Origin of the sequence: Asticcacaulis solisilvae (genome assembly GCF_052327315.1) — a bacterium.
Classification (GTDB): Bacteria; Pseudomonadota; Alphaproteobacteria; order Caulobacterales; family Caulobacteraceae; genus Asticcacaulis; species Asticcacaulis solisilvae_B.
This window is the reverse complement of the sequence record NZ_CP166197.1, coordinates 42,137-59,089: the sequence shown is the minus strand read 5'-3', so window position 1 is coordinate 59,089 and position 16,953 is coordinate 42,137. Positions and strand designations below refer to the sequence as shown.

General features: G+C 65.1%; 12 protein-coding genes. 9 read left to right on the top strand and 3 right to left on the bottom strand.

Annotated elements, in window-relative coordinates; genetic code table 11:
• Positions 1-192: 192 nt before the first annotated feature.
• Together AB8717_RS19645 and AB8717_RS19640 are read right to left on the bottom strand one after the other, a co-directional pair.
• Positions 193-435 carry a hypothetical protein gene (locus AB8717_RS19645; protein ID WP_443751215.1) on the bottom strand — a complete coding sequence of 81 codons (243 nt, stop codon included), beginning with the start codon at positions 433-435 and terminating at the stop codon, positions 193-195.
• A gap of 370 nt (positions 436-805) precedes the next feature.
• A complete protein-coding gene (locus AB8717_RS19640; protein WP_443751214.1) occupies positions 806-1,840 on the bottom strand; it encodes a mannose-1-phosphate guanylyltransferase/mannose-6-phosphate isomerase in 1,035 nt (344 codons plus the stop codon).
• Positions 1,841-2,064: 224 nt separating this feature from the next.
• On the opposite strand from AB8717_RS19640, the gene AB8717_RS19635 reads away from it, so the two are divergent.
• The 5 genes from AB8717_RS19635 to cysQ all read left to right on the top strand — a co-directional run bounded on the left by AB8717_RS19635 (position 2,065) and on the right by cysQ (position 10,286).
• Positions 2,065-3,237 (top strand): AGE family epimerase/isomerase, encoded by a 1,173-nt coding sequence (locus AB8717_RS19635; RefSeq protein ID WP_443751213.1) that lies wholly within the window; start codon positions 2,065-2,067, stop codon positions 3,235-3,237.
• Between the two features lie 106 nt (positions 3,238-3,343).
• The gene (locus tag AB8717_RS19630) at positions 3,344-5,575 is read left to right on the top strand and encodes a glycoside hydrolase family 3 C-terminal domain-containing protein (RefSeq protein WP_443751212.1); all 2,232 of its coding nucleotides are present in this window, start codon (positions 3,344-3,346) and stop codon (positions 5,573-5,575) included.
• Positions 5,576-5,781: 206 nt separating this feature from the next.
• Entirely contained in the window at positions 5,782-8,019 is a 2,238-nt protein-coding gene (locus AB8717_RS19625; protein ID WP_443751211.1) for a glycoside hydrolase family 3 C-terminal domain-containing protein, read from the top strand.
• 70 nt (positions 8,020-8,089) lie between these two features.
• On the top strand, positions 8,090-9,442 hold the full coding sequence (locus AB8717_RS19620) for an L-serine ammonia-lyase (protein WP_443751210.1): 1,353 nt from the start codon (positions 8,090-8,092) through the stop codon (positions 9,440-9,442).
• A gap of 67 nt (positions 9,443-9,509) precedes the next feature.
• On the top strand, positions 9,510-10,286 hold the full coding sequence (gene cysQ, locus AB8717_RS19615; RefSeq protein WP_443751209.1) for a 3'(2'),5'-bisphosphate nucleotidase CysQ: 777 nt from the start codon (positions 9,510-9,512) through the stop codon (positions 10,284-10,286).
• On the opposite strand, the gene rfbD is transcribed toward cysQ, so the two are convergent.
• Complete coding sequence (gene rfbD / locus AB8717_RS19610) at positions 10,273-11,139, bottom strand: dTDP-4-dehydrorhamnose reductase (RefSeq protein WP_443751208.1); 867 nt, start codon at positions 11,137-11,139, stop codon at positions 10,273-10,275. The two genes, cysQ and rfbD, sit on opposite strands and share 14 nt — an antisense overlap.
• A gap of 242 nt (positions 11,140-11,381) precedes the next feature.
• On the opposite strand from rfbD, the gene cysD reads away from it, so the two are divergent.
• The 4 genes from cysD to AB8717_RS19590 all read left to right on the top strand — a co-directional run bounded on the left by cysD (position 11,382) and on the right by AB8717_RS19590 (position 16,865).
• On the top strand, positions 11,382-12,233 hold the full coding sequence (cysD, locus tag AB8717_RS19605) for a sulfate adenylyltransferase subunit CysD (protein WP_443751415.1): 852 nt from the start codon (positions 11,382-11,384) through the stop codon (positions 12,231-12,233).
• An 85-nt stretch (positions 12,234-12,318) separates the two neighbouring features.
• On the top strand, positions 12,319-14,247 hold the full coding sequence (gene cysN, locus AB8717_RS19600; RefSeq protein WP_443751207.1) for a sulfate adenylyltransferase subunit CysN: 1,929 nt from the start codon (positions 12,319-12,321) through the stop codon (positions 14,245-14,247).
• 88 nt (positions 14,248-14,335) lie between these two features.
• Positions 14,336-15,682 (top strand): DUF1800 domain-containing protein, encoded by a 1,347-nt coding sequence (locus tag AB8717_RS19595; protein WP_443751206.1) that lies wholly within the window; start codon positions 14,336-14,338, stop codon positions 15,680-15,682.
• A 1-nt stretch (position 15,683) separates the two neighbouring features.
• Positions 15,684-16,865: a DUF1501 domain-containing protein gene (locus tag AB8717_RS19590; protein ID WP_443751205.1), complete on the top strand. Its 1,182-nt coding sequence runs from the start codon at positions 15,684-15,686 to the stop codon at positions 16,863-16,865.
• Positions 16,866-16,953 lie beyond the last annotated feature (88 nt).

The window sequence follows — 16,953 nt, the reverse complement described above, 5'->3', positions numbered from 1 at the left end:
GGTCGCTCCCTTTGAATTTTATAGTTATTCATCAGGTCTGCGCGGCCGGCGGGTCATAGTCCGCCTTGAAATCCGTTTCACAAACCTGCGATGCCGGCAAATACCGCCGTCGCGGCGCCATAGCATCGCAGATTGGAAGGGATTTCAAGCCCCCTCGCGACAATTTAGGTAAACGCTGTCAGCGGCCCCGCCTCAAGCCGCCTGGAGCAGTTCGTCGTCCTCGACGGCGAAGCACACCATGCCGCCGCAGCCCGGATGAATGCAGCGGGTCTGCCATTCCAGCAGATCGACGAACTGCGCGCCCACCCGCTCCTTTTCGACGAGGTCGCGCACCGATTGCCGCCACAGGCGCTTGCACGACCGGCAGCTGATATCGATATAGCCGTCGCGTGGCAGGTCCTTGACCTGGGGTGGGATGGTCCAGCCTTTGAACATGTGCGGTCTCCATATCCAGCGACGCCCCGCTTCGTCATGTTCACATTTTGTTCCTTATCCACAGGCGAGTCAAGCCGCAAATTACGCCCGGCGCAAATCGACGAAAATAACGGGAAAAAGGGGAAACCGCCGGAACTTGCGCACGTTCCGCCGTGCCCCCCAAAGGCCGCGGACAGAACGATCACCACACGCCTAGACACCGCCCCCCGGCGGGCATGTATCGCGCGGCGTGCGCAAGTCACCACCTAACGGCGGTAGGACTACCCTAACGCACTTCCGCGAGACTGGCAATGGATACCCTACGCCAAGTTGCGGAAAACGCTGTCAAAAACATTCCGCACCGCAGCATTTGCAACCTTGGTGGTCTGTCCTATTGCGCCAGCAATTTGGCGGCTTCGGCGGCCTTCTTGACGTCCTGGGCGCGGTCGAGCGGACAGACCAGCACGCCCGACGGCGTCGAGATGACCATGATATTGCTGAGCCCGATAATGGCGATCGCCGGGCCGTCATGGTTATGCACCAGGTTGTTTTCGGCATCGATCAGGATCGAGGTTCCCTTGGCATGGTTGCCGGCGGCGTCCTTGTCGCCCAGGCGCCACAGCTCGGCAAACCCGCCGACATCGGCCCAGCCGATATCGCACGGCACCACGGCCGAACGCTTGGTCTTTTCCATGACGGCGTAGTCGACCGAGATCGACGGTACGGTGGCGAAGGCGTCCTTGTCGAGAAGGAGGGTGACGCCGTCGCGGCCGCCCTTTTCGAAGGCCTGGCGGGTCGCCGCCAACACTTCGGGCGCATGGACAGCCAGTTCATCGAGCATGACGCGCGGCGAGAACAGGAAGATGCCGGCGTTCCATTCGTGGCGCCCGCCCTCGACATATTCGGTGGCCTTTTGCAGGTCGGGCTTTTCCAGGAAGCGTTCGATCTCGTAGACGCCGTCGGCCAGCTGACCGCCGTGTTCGATATAGCCGTAACCGGTTTCGGGGTGGGTGGGCCGAATGCCGAAGGTGACGATCCGTTCGTTCGCGATCTCCGCGGCCTGATGGATGGCGGTATGGAAGGCGCCCGGCTTGGTGATGACATGGTCGGCCGGCAGCAGCAGGACCAGGGCCTCCGGATCGATCTTCTGCCCCGCCAGGGCCGCGACGGCGGCGACGGCGGCCGTATTGCGCCCGAACGGCTCGAGCACGACCAGGGCCGGAGGACGGTCGATCTCGCCGAGTTGCGTCGTCACCAGATGGCAGTGGGCATTGCCGCAGATGGCCACCGGCGCCAGGAAGCCGTCACCCGAGACCCGCATGGCGGTTTCCTGAATCATGCTGTTGGGCGTTGCCAGGGCGTGAAATTGCTTCGGCGCCTCGGGGGTCGACAACGGCCACAGACGCGTTCCGGATCCTCCGGACATGATAACCGGCAATATGGTTTTGGGCATGAATCTACTGTTCCCCTTTGCCTCTCGGGCGATTGAGGCCCGACATGACCCTTTCGCGCCGTAAATTTGCGATTGGACCCTGGACGCGACGTGTAAAGGACGCATGTGAGCGTCCTTTTGCGGCTTGCAGCCTATTGCGCTGCGATGCTAACCGGAAGCGCCAATTTCAGTTTTTCCTATTTTTGCGAGCCCAAGCCATGCCCGATGCCCCCGGCCTGAACCCCTCCCTGACGGAAATGCAGTCCACCCTGACAGCCTGGCTTTTCGACAAGGCCTTGCCGATCTGGTGGAACACGGGCGGCGACCGCGAAAAGGGGGGATTCTTCGAGAAGCTCAATCTTGACGGCACGCCGTACGATATCGACCGCCGCACGCGCGTCGCGGCGCGCCAGGTCTTCTCGTATGCGCTCGCCGAATCGATGGGTTACAAAGGCGAAACCGATCCCGCCATCCGCCAGGGCCTCGACTGGCTGTCGGGCCCGGCCAGGAACCCGGATACCGGCCTGCTCTATGCCGTGCTCAAGCCGACGGGCGAGGTCGTGCGCGCGGACTTCGACTTCTACGACCACGCCTTCGCCATGCTGGCCTACGCCTCGGCCTACCGCGTACGTCCGCAGGACAAGGCGCTGGAAGCGGCCGCCGTCTTCATCCGCGACGCCATCGTCAAGACCTTTTCGCACCCGGTGCGCGGCTTCGAGGAGAGCAATCCCCGCACCCTGCCGCTCAAGGCCAACCCGCACATGCACATGTTCGAGGCCTGCCTGGCCTGGATCGACGCCGGCGGCGACGATACCTGGGAAAAGATCGCGGCAGAAATCGCCGGACTGTGCGTCGACAAGTTCCTGCATCCGCAGACGGGCAGTTTACGCGAATTCTTCGACGGCGACTGGAACCCCATGCCGGGCGATGCCGGGCGCATCGTCGAGCCCGGCCACCAGTTCGAATGGGCCTGGCTCTTCCTGCGCTGGGGCAAGCGCACGGGCGACGAGACGTTCATCCGCGCCGCAAAGCGCCTGATCCAGATCGCCGAGGATTACGGCACGGATCATGAGCGTGGCGTCACGGTCAACGAGCTGTGGGACGATTTTTCGTCGAAGGACGCCAAGGCGCGCCTGTGGCCGCAGACCGAGCGCATGAAGGCCTATGTCAAGCTGGCCGACGCGGCGAAGACGCCCGAGGACAAGGCCCAGGCCATCGCCCGCGCCGTCGACGGCGCAAAGGGCCTGAAGCTTTACCTCTCGACCGAGATCGAAGGCCTTTACCGCGACCGCATGAAGGCCGACGGCAGCTTCGAGATCGAACCGGCGCCCGCCAGCACGCTCTATCACATCATGTGCGCCATCGACGAGTTCAACAGCCTGTCGGTCTAAAGGATGGCGGGGCGGCAGTATGATACCGCCGCCTCACGCCCTCTTTTCTTCTTTCAATTTTCCTATTAGGGTCCATCCAAACTAAAAAACCGGAGAGAGGCGACCCATGTTGAAACCGATTACACTCGCGGCCCTGTTGTGCTGCGTATCGACGTCCGCTTTGGCTCAGAGCCAGGCCTGGCTCGACACGTCCAAATCGGCCGACGACCGCGCCAAGGCGGCGGTCGCCGCCATGACCACCGACGAAAAGATGACCCTGGTCTTCGGCTTCACCGATCCCGATGCCCTGGCGAAGCAGCCTGACGACGTCGTCCCCCCGGCCATCAAGGCCGCGGTCAAACAGGGCCACATCAAGGGTTCGGCCGGCTTCGTCCCGGCCATTCCGCGCCTCAGCATCCCCGTCCAGACCCAGACCGACGCGTCGATCGGTGTGCGCGTCGAGGGTATGCCCCGCACCGCCCTGCCCTCGTCCTTGGCCACCGCGGCCAGTTTCGATCCGGCCGTGCCGGAGGCCGGCGGAAAGATGATCGCCACGGAGGCGCGGGCGTCGGGCTTCAATACGTTTCTCGCCGGCGGCGCCAACCTGGCGCGTGAACCGAGGAACGGCCGCAATTTCGAATATGTCGGCGAAGATCCGTGGCTGGCCGGACAGATGGCCGGCGGCCTGATCAACGGCATCCAGTCGCAGCACATGGTTTCGACCATGAAGCACTTCGCCGTCAACGACCAGGAAAGCCAGCGCACCACGGTCGACGTGACCATCGCGCCCGAGGCCATGCGCCAGTCGGACCTGCTGGCCTTCGAATTCGTCTATGAGCATGCGAAGCCCGGTTCGGTCATGTGCTCCTACAACCTGGTGAACGGCCGCTGGGCGTGCGAGAACGAATACCTGCTGCAAAAGACGCTGAAGCAGGACTGGGGTTTCAAGGGCTATGTCATGTCCGACTGGGGCGCGGTCCATTCGACGGCCGATGCCGCCAATTACGGCCTCGACCAGTTCACCGGCTTCCCGTGCTGCGGCGACAAGCAGCCGTACTTTGCGCCGAACGTCTTCAAGGCCGCGCTCGACAAGGGCGAGATCCCGATGGCGCGCCTCAACGACATGGCAGAGCGCATCCTGTGGCCGCTGTTCTCGTCGGGCGTGTTCGACGATCCGGTGAAGGTCGGCCCGATTGACTTCAAGGCCGATGCCGACGTGTCGCAGAAGGCCGCCGAGGAATCGCTGGTCCTGCTGAAGAACGACGGCAATCTGCTGCCGCTCAGCGGCGTCAAGTCGGTCGCCATGATCGGCGCCCATGCCGACAAGGGCGTCATGGCGGGCGGCGGCTCGTCGGGCGTGACGCCCGTCGGCGGCAATCCGGTCGCGGGCCTTGAGCCCAAAACATGGCCGGGGCCTGTCGTCTATATGCCGTCCTCGCCGGTAGAGGCGCTGAAGGCCGAACTGCCCAAGGCCAAGATCGGCTTCGACAACGGCGACGACATTGCCGCCGCCGTGGCGCTTGCCAAATCGTCCGATGTCGCCGTCGTGTTTGTCACGCAATGGATGGGCGAAGGCATGGACGGCACGCTGGAGCTCAAGGGCAATCAGGACGCCCTGGTCGCGGCGGTCGCCGCAGCCAATCCGAAGACTATCGTCGTCGTCGAATCGGGCGGCGCCATCCTGATGCCGTGGAAGGACAAGGTCCCGGCGGTGCTTGAAGCCTTCTATCCCGGCATCCGCGGCGGTAGCGCCATCGCCCGAATCCTCACCGGCAAGGTCAATCCGTCGGGCCACCTGCCGATCAGCTTCCCGGCGTCGAACGCGCAACTGGCGCACGACACCATTCCGGGCTTCGGTGCCCGCGACGGCGTGCCGGTCCATATCACCTATGACGAGGGCGCGGCCATCGGCTACAAGTGGTACGATGTGAAGGGCTACACACCGCTCTTCGCCTTCGGCCATGGCCTGAGCTACACGACCTTCGCGGTTTCGGACGCGAAGGCGAGCGTCGACAACGGCGCGGTCACCGTCGGCGCGGCGATCAAAAACACCGGCAAGACTGCCGGCAAGGGCCTCGTCCAGGTCTATATCGCCCCGGCCGACTACAAGGCCGCCGGCTGGGAAGCCCCCAAGCGCCTCGTCGCCTTCCATAAGGACGCGGTCGCGCCTGGTGGTTCGTCGGCCGCGTTCTCGCAAAAGATCGATCCGCGTCTGCTGGCCACGTATGAAGTCGCCGACAACAGCTGGCGCGTGAAGGCGGGGACGTATCATGTCCTGTTCGGCCAGGCGTCGGACGACCTGCCGGTCTCGGTGGATGTGACACTGCCCGAAATGAAGTGGTCGGCGGTGCATAAATAACCCAATGCCCGATGGGCGGAGCATGCGAAACTGCCTGGAACGACTTGGCCCTCTCCATTTATGGGGAGGGCCGAATCTGTTTCATTTCAAATATGGGGTTACCTCTCACCGGAGAGGTAACTTGATGCCGCCGACCACCTGCCTCTTTCCATCTGTCCGCTTTCCGACTAGGTTCGTCTCAACCAAAAAGCGGAGCGAGGCGACCCATGTTGAAACCGATTACAATCGCGGTGCTGCTGGCATGCGTATCGACGCCGGCGCTGGCCCAAGGCCAGCCGTGGCTCGACACGTCGAAATCGGCCGACGAGCGGGCAAAAGCGGCGGTCGCCGCCATGACGCTCGACGAAAAGCTGACCCTGGTCTTCGGCCTGCGCGACAGCAGCGGCCTTGAAAAGATCGCCGACGACATCGTCGCGCCCGCCGTCAAGGCGGATGTCGCGGCGCACGCCGTTCCGCACTCCGCCGGCTACCTGCCGCCCATTCCGCGCCTGAACATCCCGGGACAGTGGCAAACCGACGCCTCGATCGGCATTCGCGTCAAGGGCGGCATGCAGCGTACCGCCCTGCCCTCGTCCCTGGCCACTGCCGCCAGCTTCGACCCGGCCGTCACCCAAACCGGCGGCCGGATGATCGCCCAGGAAGCGCGGCTGTCCGGCTTCAACACGTTTCTCGCCGGCGGCGCCAATCTGGCGCGCGAACCGAGGAACGGCCGCAACTTCGAATATGTCGGCGAAGATCCGTGGCTGGCCGGGGAAATGGCCGGCGGGTTGATCAACGGCATCCAGTCGCAGCACATGGTTTCGACCATGAAGCACTTCGCGATCAACGACCAGGAAAGCCAGCGCACCACGGTCGACGTGACCATCTCGCCCGAAGCCATGCGGCAATCGGATCTGCTAGCTTTCGAATTCCTGTACGATCGCGCCAAACCGGGCTCGGTCATGTGTTCGTACAATCTGGTGAACGGCCGCTGGGCGTGCGAGAACGAATACCTGCTGCAAAAGACGCTGAAGCAGGACTGGGGTTTCAAGGGCTATGTCATGGCCGACTGGGGCGCCGTCCATTCGACGGCCGAGGCCGCCAATTACGGCCTCGACCAGTTCACGGGCTTCCCGTGCTGCGGCGATAAGCAGCCCTGGTTCGCGCCCAAGATTTTCAAGGCGGCGATGGACAGGGGCGAGATCCAGATGTCACGTCTCGACGACATGGCAGGGCGTATCCTGTGGCCGCTGTTCTCATCGGGCGTGTTCGACGATCCGGCCAAGGTCGGCCCGATCGACTTCAAAGCCGATGCCGATGTGTCGCAGAAGGCCGCCGAAGAGTCGCTGGTGCTGTTGAAGAACGATGGCAATCTGCTGCCTTTGTCAGGGGTCAAATCCGTCGCCATGATCGGCGGGCACGCCGACAAGGGCGTGCTGGCGGGCGGCGGTTCGTCGAGCGTCGATCCGGTCGGCGGCAATGCCGTGCCGGGATTGCAGCCGACGGCCTGGCCGGGTCCCGTCGTCTATATGCCGTCCTCGCCGGTCGAGGCGCTGAAGGCCGAACTGCCCAGGGCGAAGATCGGTTATGAAAGTGGCGACGATATCGCGGCGGCGGTGGCGCTGGCGAAATCATCGGACGTGGCCGTGGTGTTCGTGACGCAATGGATGGGCGAAAGCTTCGACGGGCCGCTGGAACTCAACGGCAACCAGGACGCGCTCGTTTCGGCGGTCGTCGCCGCCAATCCGAAGACGATCGTCGTCGTCGAATCGGGCGGCGCCATCCTGATGCCGTGGAAGGACAAGGTCCCGGCGGTGCTCGAAGCCTTCTATCCCGGTATCCGTGGCGGCAGCGCCATCGCCCGAATCCTCACCGGCAAGGTCAATCCGTCCGGCCACCTGCCGATCAGCTTCCCGGCGTCGAACGCGCAATTGGCGCACCCGGACATCCCCGGCTTCGGCAAGCCCGAAAACAGCATGGCCGTCCACATCACCTACGACGAGGGCGCGGCCATCGGCTACAAGTGGTACGATGTGAAGGGTTTCAAGCCGCTCTTCGCCTTCGGCCATGGCCTGAGCTACACGACCTTCGCGGTTTCGGACGCGAAGGCGAGCGTCGAAAATGGCGCGGTCACCGTTGGCGCGGCGACCAAAAACACCGGCAAGACGGCCGGCAAGGATCTGGTCCAGGTCTATGTCGCCCCGGCCGATTACAAGGCCGCCGGCTGGGAAGCGCCCAAGCGCCTCGTCGCCTTCCACAAGGACGCGGTCGCGCCGGGCGCCACATCGGCGGCGTTCAGTCAAAAAGTCGATCCGCGCCTGCTGGCGACCTACGAGGTTTCCGACAACAGCTGGCGCGTGAAGGCCGGGACGTATCATGTCCTGTTCGGCCAGGCGTCGGACGACCTGCCCGTATCGGTCGATGTCACCTTGCCCGATATGATCTGGAGTGCCGTCCACAAATAGCACCATGTAACAATTGCAACCATCTTGACCCTGCGCCGAGGAAGTGACACCCTCGGCGCAGGAGTTTTACATGCCCGCCTTGAGCGTCACCGACCTGTTCACCATCGGTATCGGCCCGTCGAGTTCGCACACGGTCGGCCCCATGCGGGCGGCGCGGCACTTTGCCGAACGCGTCACGGCGGACGGCGCGCCCGAACGGATCGTCTGCCGGCTCTACGGCTCGCTGGCCCTGACCGGCAAAGGCCACGCCACCGACCGCGCCGTCATGGTCGGACTGTCTGGCTGGTTGCCCGATACGGTCGATCCCGAAGCCATCGACGGTATCGTCTCGACCATCGAAGCCACACACCGGCTGAAGCTCTCAGGCCAGCGCGACATCGCCTTTTCGCCTGCCGCCGACCTGCTGTTCATGATGGGCGAGTTCCTGCCCGAACATTCCAACGGCCTGCGTTTCGAAGCCTTTTTCGGCGATGGCCGCATGGACACCGCGACCTATTTCTCGATCGGCGGCGGCGCTATAACCGGCGACGGCGTCACGGCAAAAAGCGACAATGTCGCCCTGCCCCTGGCTTACGCCTCGTCGGCCGGGTTGCTGGCCATATGCGACCGCCACCACCTGTCGATCGCCGACGTCATGTGGCGCAACGAGGACGCCTTCCGCCCGGCGCCCGAGACGCGCGCCTTCCTCGACGCCGTGCGCCTGGCCATGCTCTCCAGCATCGACCGCGGCATGGAAAAGGACGGCATCCTGCCCGGCGGGCTAAACGTCCGCCGCCGCGCCCACGACATGGCGGTGAAGCTGCAAAAGCGCGGTCCCCGCATCGACCCGTCGCAGATCTTCGAGTGGGTCAGCCTCTATGCTCTGAGCGTCAACGAGGAGAACGCCGCCGGCGGCCGCGTCGTCACCGCGCCGACCAATGGCGCGGCCGGCGTCCTGCCCGCCGTCATCAAGTATTACGAGACCTTCGTGCCCGGCGCCACCATCGACGGCACGCGGACGCTTCTGATGACAGCCACCGCGATCGGCTTTCTCTACAAGACCAACGCCTCGATCTCGGCGGCTGAAATGGGCTGCCAGGGCGAGGTCGGCGTCGCCTGCTCGATGGCAGCGGCGGGGCTGTGCGCGGCCTTGGGGGGAACGACAGCCCAGATCGAGAACGCCGCCGAGATCGGCATGGAGCACAATCTCGGCCTGACCTGTGATCCCATCGGCGGGCTTGTCCAGGTACCGTGCATCGAGCGCAACACCATGGGGGCCATAAAGGCGATCAACGCCACCTATCTGGCGCTCAACGGCGACGGCCATCACATTGTCAGCCTCGACGCGGTCATCGAGACCATGCGCCAGACCGGCGAGGACATGCGGGTCAAGTACAAGGAGACGAGCCTGGGCGGGCTGGCGGTCAATGTCGTGGAATGCTGACCTGCCGCCTCTTTAGGGGTTGAGCCCGCTGCCGCGACGGCCTAGGACAGCGGCAAAAGGAGTTTCCATGGACCTCAATCCGATCATGCTGAAGGCGGGCGCCGAGATCATGCGCGTCTATGCCGGCGACATCGCCGTCACCACCAAGGGCGACGCCTCGCCGGTCACCGAGGCCGACGAACGCGCCGAACGCATTATTCTGGAAAACCTGAAATCGATCGTCCCCGGCATCCCCGTTGTCGCTGAGGAAGAGGCCGCCGCCGGAAGACTTCCCGAAATCGGGAATCGTTTTTTCCTGGTCGATCCGCTCGACGGCACCAAGGAATTCATCTCGAAGAACGGCGAGTTCACCGTCAATATCGCCCTGATCGAGGACGGCGTGCCGGTCTATGGCGCGGTCTTCGCCCCGGCGCTCGACCGCCTGTTCTGGGGCGGTGGCACGCAAGCCTTCGCCGCCGATGTCAAGGACGGCGAGATCGTCAACGTCATGCCCATCCGCGTGCGCGCGACACCCGAGGCGGGATTGAGCGCCATCGGATCGCGCAGCCACGGCGGCGAGGCTACGCAGGACTATCTCAAGGCCTTCAGTGTGGCGGAATTCGTCGCCGCCGGTTCGTCGCTGAAATTCTGCCGCCTGGCGGAAGGCGCCGCCGACATCTATCCGCGCATGGGCCGCACCATGGAATGGGACACGGCGGCCGGCGATGCGATCTTGCGCGCCGCCGGCGGCCGCGTCGAAACGCTCGACGGCCAGCCCCTGCTCTACGGCAAGCGCGTCCAGGACGACGCTCCGTTCGCCAACCCGCATTTCGTGGCCTTCGGCGACCCGGCTATCCGCGCGTAACAGCCGCCAGCACATCGCCGAACCACGACCGCCAGCCCGGCAGTTCGATGCCGTAGGCCTCACGGATCTTCGTACTGTCGAGCGCCGTATAAAGCGGCCGTGGCGCCGGCGTCGGAAAGGCGGAACTGGCGACGCGGCGGACCGGCACGAACGGCTGGCCGTGTTCGGCCGCCCATGCCATCACCGCTTCGACCAGAGTCGCGCGGTCGACCGCCTCGGCGCCCGCCAGGTGGAAGCGGCCATACACCTCTGCCTCCCCCATGCCTTCGGCCAGCCGCAGCAGCCCGGCGGCCAGGCCGACGCCCGGGGTCGGACAGCTGACCTGGTCGTCGACGACGCTGATCTCGGGCCGCGTCCGGGCATAGCGCAGCATGGCGCTGAGGAAATTGTCGGCGAACCGGGAATAGACCCACGACACACGCACGACGGCATGGCGCGGATTGGCGGCGATCACCGCGTCTTCACCGGCCAGTTTCGAGCGCCCGTACACACTGACCGGCCGCGCCGGATCGTCCTCGCGATAGGGCCGCCCCGCCGCGCCGTCGAAAACGTAGTCGGTCGACAGGTGGATGATAGCCGCGCCAACCTTCGCCGCCGCTTCGGCCAGGCGCCCCGGCGCATAGGCGTTTACCGCAAAGGCGCGCTCCGCCTCGCCTTCACAGGCATCGACCTGGGTCATGCCCGCGCAGTTGATCACGACATCGGGCCGCGCCGCGTCCACCACGGCCCGGATCAAGTCCGGCCGTTCGAACTCCAGCTCGGGCCGCCCCGCCACGACCAGATCGTGGCCATGGTTGACGTGGGCGATGGCCCGGCCCATCTGGCCGCTGCGGCCGGTAACGAGAATGCGCATGGTGAAGGCCATACGGCGTGAAGACCGCCGCCGCAACCGCCATGCATCGCTTCTTACGCCAGAGTTTAGACTTTGTAGTTTGCGGCCACCGGGGGCCATAGCTACATAGGCTGCACATCTTATCCGCGCGCCCCGGGGGCTGGGCTGCGCCTCAAAGGCTATATACCTACGTGTCCGATATCTCTGTGTCTGGGGAACAACTGACCCATTTGAAACGGCTCGAGGCTGAGTCGATCTTCATCATGCGCGAAGTCGCCGCCGAGTTCAAAAACCCGGTGATGCTGTACTCGATCGGCAAGGATTCGTCGGTCATGCTGCACCTGGCGATGAAGGCCTTCTACCCGTCGAAGCCGCCCTTCCCGCTGATGCACATCGACACGACGTGGAAGTTCCGCGAGATGATCGAATTCCGCGACAATACGGTCAAGTCGCTGGGCCTGAACCTGATCAAGCACACCAATGCGGACGGCGTGCGCGACAATATCAATCCGTTCGACCACGGCTCCAGCGTCTATACCAACATCATGAAGACCGACGCCCTGAAGCAGGCCCTGACGGCGCACGGCTTCGACGCGGCCTTCGGCGGCGCACGGCGCGACGAGGAAAAGTCGCGCGCCAAGGAACGCGTGTTTTCATTCCGTACGCAGAACCACGGCTGGGACCCCAAGAACCAGCGCCCGGAACTGTGGAACCTGTACAATGCCCGCGTGAAGCCGGGTGAATCGATCCGCGTCTTTCCGCTGTCGAACTGGACCGAGCTCGACATCTGGCAATATATCCTGATGGAGAACATCGACATCGTTCCGTTGTACTTCGCGGCCAAGCGCCCGGTCGTGCAGCGCGGCGGACAATGGATCATGGTCGATGACGACCGCCTGCCCCTTCAGCCGGGTGAGACGCCGGAAATGCGCTCGGTGCGTTTCCGGACGCTCGGCTGCTATCCGCTGACGGCCGCCGTCGAGAGCGAAGCCGACACGCTGGAGGACATCGTCGCGGAAATGCTGACGGCGCGGACCTCGGAACGGTCCGGCCGCCTGATCGACCACGACGAACAGGGCTCGATGGAAAAGAAGAAGCGCGAAGGCTATTTCTAAGCCTTCCGACGTCTTCGCCTGAACATTTTTTACAGGCCGCGCTCTGTACGAAAGCAGCGGCCCCCTTTTTTGGAAAGCGCTCGGTATGAACGCGATCGTAAATCAGAAACTCGACACCCAGGCCCTGATCGACTACCTGGCCGGCCACGAAAAGAAGAGCCTGCTGCGCTTTTTGACCTGCGGCAGCGTCGACGACGGCAAGTCGACCCTGATCGGCCGCCTGCTCTACGACACCAAGCTGATCTTCGAAGACCAGCTGGCCGGTATCGAGCGCGACTCGAAGAAGTTCGGCACGACGGGCGAGGACATCGACCTGGCCCTGCTGGTCGACGGCCTCCAGGCCGAGCGCGAGCAAGGCATCACGATCGACGTCGCCTACCGCTTCTTCACCACCGACAAGCGCAAGTTCATCGTCGCCGACACGCCCGGCCATGAACAGTACACGCGCAACATGGCGACCGGCGCCTCGAACTCCGACCTCGCCGTCATCCTGATCGATGCGCGCAAGGGTATCCTGACACAGACGCGCCGCCACAGCTTCATCGTGTCGCTGCTTGGCATCCGCCACGTCGTCCTGGCGGTCAACAAGATCGACCTGATGGACTATTCGGAAGCGGTCTTCGAACAGATCGTCGCCGAATACCGCGAATTCTCGGCGGGCTTCGGGTTCGAGACCTTGCAAGCCATCCCGCTTTCGGCGCGCTATGGCGACAATGTGCTGGGCCACAGCGACAAGATGCCTTGGTACAAGGGCCCGACCCTGGTCGAGCACCTCGAAACGGTCGATGTCAGCCGCGACCTGACCGCGCAACCCTTCCGCTTCCCCGTGCAGTGGGTCAACCGTCCCGACCTGAACTTCCGCGGCTTCTCGGGCACCATCGCCTCGGGCCTGGTCAAGCCCGGCGACGCCGTGGCGGTCGCCAAGTCCGGCAAGACCTCGCGCATCAGGACCGTCACCACCTATGACGGCGACCTTGCCCAGGCCCAGGCCGGCCAGGCCGTGACCCTGACCCTGGAAGACGAGATCGACATCTCGCGCGGGGATATCCTCAGCCCGCCCGACTCGCGCCCGGAGGTCTCGGACCAGTTCCAGGCGCACCTGATCTGGATGAGCGAGGAGCCGCTGCTGCCCGGCCGTCCGTACCTGATCAAGGTCGGCAACAAGACCGTGTCGGCGACGGCCACCGAGATCAAGCACAAGATCGACGTCAACAGCTTCGCCGAGCTGGCCGCCAAGACGCTGGCGCTCAACGAGGTGGCGGTCGTCAACCTGGTCACCCAGGAACCGGTCGCCTTCGACCCATACGCCGCCAATCACGAAACCGGCGCCTTCATCGTCATCGACCGCGTGTCGAACCTGACGCTCGGCGCCGGCATGATCGACCATAGCTTGCGCCGCGCCTCGAACATCCACTGGCAGGCGCTCGACGTCTCCAAGGCGACGCGCGCCAGCGCCAAGCACCAGCGTCCGGCCGTCCTGTGGTTCACCGGCCTGTCGGGCGCCGGCAAGTCGACCATCGCCAACCTGGTCGAAAAGCGCCTGCTGAGCCTCGGCCACCACACCTATCTGCTCGACGGCGACAATGTCCGTCATGGCCTCAACAAGGATCTGGGCTTCACGGCCGGGGACCGCGTCGAAAACATCCGCCGCGTCGCCGAGGTGGCGAAGCTGATGACCGACGCCGGCCTGATCACGCTGGTCTCCTTCATCTCGCCGTTCCGCGCCGAGCGCCAGCTGGCGCGCGACCTGCTCGAGACGGGCGAGTTCATCGAAATCCACGTGGCGACGCCTCTGGCCGTCGCCGAACAGCGCGACGTCAAGGGCCTCTACGCCAAGGCCCGCGCCGGCGAGATCAAGAACTTCACGGGCATCGACAGCCCGTACGAAGCGCCGGAACACGCCGAGATCGTCGTCGACACCAGCGACGCGACCGCCGACGCCGTGGCCGAGGAGATCGTGCGCTACATGTTCGACCACGGTTACCTGACGGCCGCGCCGGAGTACGAGATCTAGCTGAAGCGACAAGCGTCGCATTTTGGCCCACATGGCGGCGTAGACTTGGGGTTCGGCTGGGCAGCCCAACTCTAGGTCGCGATGCGTCATGGATCGTTCTGCCACCGAGTCTGCTTTGGCCCTGTCGCGTTTCGGCCTTGGCGCGCGGCCCGAAGGCTGCGGCGTCCTCGGCAATGCGCCGCGCGACGCCCTGCTGGCCGAGATCGGGCAAGGCGACCGTCTTCCGGACGCCCTGGCCCGCCTGCCCTCCAGCTCCCGGCTCATTCAGACCCTGACCGCCCATGACCGGATGACGCCGGACCAGAGGTCTGCGTCCGGGCCGGACGATCCACTTCATGCTGCGTTTTTCAACGAGATCGACGCCCGCTTCAATACGGTCATGATGGATGCGCCGATCGGCTTCCGTGAGCGCCTGGTCCTGTTCTGGGCCAACCACTTTTCGGTATCCTATTTCAAGGTCAGCGAGACCTACATCATGGTCGGCGCCTATGAACGCGAGGCCATATGGCCGAACGTCTGCCGGCCTTTCGCCGACATGCTGCTGGCGGTCGAGACCCACCCCTGCATGCTGCTCTATCTCGACAACACCCAGTCGCTGGGGCCGCAATCCGTGGCCGGCAAGGCGACAGGCCGCGGGCTGAACGAAAACCTGGCGCGCGAGATACTCGAACTGCATACGCTGGGCGTCGGCTCCGGCTACACCCAGGACGATGTGACGTCGCTGTCCAGGGTGCTGACGGGATGGTCGATGAATTCGGAACCCGCGAAGGGCGAGGTCGGCACCTTCATCTTCCACGACGTTCACCACGAACCCGGCCCGCAGACCATCCTCGGCAAGACCTATCCGGACGCGGGCGTTGACCAGGGCAAGGCGGTCCTCAGGGACCTGGCGGTCCATCCGGCGACGGCGCGCCATATCGCGACCAAGCTGGCGCGCCACTTCGTTTCCGATACACCGCCCCCCGCCCTGGTGGCCCGCCTCGAAAAGACGTTTCTCGACACGGGCGGCGACCTCGCCGAAGTCTCGCGGACGCTGGTGCAGGCCCCGGAGTGCTGGACGGCCGACCGCGACAAGCTGCGCACGCCGCAGGAATACCTTTCGGCCATGATGCGGCTGTCCGGACATCGCATCGCGCCGCAACAGGTGCTCGATTTCGCCCGCATCATGGGCCAGCCGAACTGGGGAGCCGAGGCGCCCAACGGCTTTCCCGATACCGTCGCCGGCTGGGGGTCGCCCGCCGGGATGAATACGCGGCTGAACGTGGCCAACTACATCTCGTACCAGGTCGCCGACATCCCCGAGCCGGGGCCGCTGGCGGACCGCGCCCTTGGTCCCCTGCTCAGCGACGGCACCCGAACCAGCCTGGCGACGGCCGAAAGCCGCCAGCAGGCGCTGGCGCTCATCTTCATGTCGCCGGAATTCATGAGGCGCTGACATGACGGGCACGCATATCGATCGCCGTGACTTTCTCCGGCTCGGCGGAGCCCTCGGCCTTACGGTCGCGTTCGGCGGCGCCATTCCGGCTACCGGCCGGGCGGCGGGCAGCCGCGATCCGCGCCTTGTCGTCGTCTTCCTGCGCGGCGCCCTAGACGGGCTGGAGGCCGTGCCACCGCTCTTCGATCCGGATTATGCATCGTTGCGCAAGGGCCTGGCGCGCGGCCAGGACCAGTGCCTGCCGCTCGACGGCCGGTTCGGCCTGCACCCGGCGCTGAAAAGCCTGGCGCGTAACTACCAGGCCGGAAGGGCGGCGATCGTCCACGCCTGCGCGTCGCCCTATCGCGACCGTTCGCATTTCGACGGCCAGGACGTCCTGGAATCCGGACTGCCCTCGGTCGGACGCACCGATACGGGCTGGCTGAACCGCCTGCTGTCCGCCCTGCCGCCGGCCGAGACGGTTCACATCGCCGGACTGGCCGCCGGACCTGTCGCGCCGCTTATCATGCGCGGCCCGGCGAAGGTCGTGGGCTGGACGCCCGTCAGCCTGGACGTGCCGCCATCGGATCTGGCCAGCCGCGTCATGCAGCTCTACGACCGTACCGACCCCATGCTGGCCGGGCTTTTCCGGACGGCCCAGGAGACGGCGGGCGCCGCCGATGTCCACAAGGACGGTGCCGATCCGGACGCTGCCATGGCGCTGGGGGCGGCGCGGCTGATGGCCAGGGACGACGGCCCGCGCATCGCGGCCCTGTCGCTCGACGGCTGGGACACCCATGCGGGCGAAGCCGGCCGGCTGCCGGCGCTGCTCACCGGTCTCGACGGCGTCCTCGCAGCGCTTGAACAGGGGCTTGGACCGGCCTGGCAGGACACCGCGGTCCTGGTCGTTACCGAATTCGGCCGGACCGCCGCGGTCAACGGCACGGGCGGCACCGACCACGGCACGGCGACAACGGCCTTCCTGGTCGGCGGCGCCGTCAAGGGTGGCCGGATCGTAACGGACTGGCCCGGCCTGAAGCCGGCGCAGCTTTACCAGAACCGCGACCTGGCGCCGACCACCGACCTGCGCGCGGTCGCCAAGGGCGTGATCGCGGGGCTTTACGATATGCCGGCTGCCGCCCTGTCCGAGGCCGTCTTCCCGGATTCCGCCCGGGTTGCGCCGCTGGAAAACCTCATCGTGTAAGCCGCGTGACACAAATCTCCCGCAACGGCAGGATTTGCCGTTGTCCCCGGCCCAGGAATTTGGCAGAGAACAGCCTCCAGCAGCGGCC